Origin of the sequence: Hoylesella marshii DSM 16973 = JCM 13450, assembly GCF_000146675.1 — a bacterium.
Taxonomy (GTDB): domain Bacteria; phylum Bacteroidota; class Bacteroidia; order Bacteroidales; family Bacteroidaceae; genus Prevotella; species Prevotella marshii.
Genome location: NZ_GL397220.1, coordinates 1 through 735, shown reverse-complemented (window position 1 = coordinate 735; position 735 = coordinate 1). Strand labels below are relative to the sequence as shown.

The window sequence follows — 735 nt, the reverse complement described above, 5'->3', positions numbered from 1 at the left end:
GGGTGAACATCTTCTGCGAACTTGTGGAGCACGAGGACTACGACGAAAGCGAGGTGAACCGTGCACTCGAGCAGTATGCCGCTTACAGTATGGCAGGGTGGAGAGAATTGATGAAACCTTAGAAACAATAACCTTTTAACATATATAGAAGAAGATGATAAGAATACTGAAACGCTTAGGACATTACATGGGAGGGCGCAAGCCGTTGCTGCCCTGCTCGGTTGTGCTGTCGGCAGTGAACGGACTGCTGTCGCTCGTACCCTTTATTTTCCTGTGGTTGGTGGTGCGCACGCTGCTCACTGCCGACGGAAACCTTGCCGATACGCCCGTATGGGACTATGCCATTGCGACTTTCGTGGTGTCGGTGGCGAATGTTTTGCTATATTTTGCCGCCCTCATGCTCTCGCATCTTTCCGCTTTCCGCATCGAAACCAATATGCGGCGCACTGCCATGGAACGGCTGATGCGTGTGCCGTTAGGCTTTTTCGACACGCAGAACACGGGGCGCATGCGCAAGATAATAGACGAGGATTCGAGTCAGACCCACACTTTCGTGGCACACATACTGCCCGATGTGGCAGGCAGCGTGGTGGCTCCGATAGGCATTATAGTACTTCTGCTTGCCGTAGACTGGCAGTTGGGCATTGCCGCAATGGTACCGATAGTGTGTGCCTTCTGCATAATGGGCTACATGATGAATCCTAAGAACAACGATTTCCAGCGTATGTACCTCGA

The 735-nt window shown here is 52.1% G+C and carries 1 protein-coding gene and 1 pseudogene; both read left to right on the top strand.

The annotated features are described in order from the left end of the window. Window positions 1–122: pseudogene (locus tag HMPREF0658_RS11895) on the top strand (TetR/AcrR family transcriptional regulator); the annotation flags it as partial. Window positions 123–154: 32 nt separating this feature from the next. After that, the coding region (locus HMPREF0658_RS10590; RefSeq protein WP_006950789.1) for an ABC transporter transmembrane domain-containing protein at window positions 155–735 on the top strand (581 nt) is incomplete at its 3' end.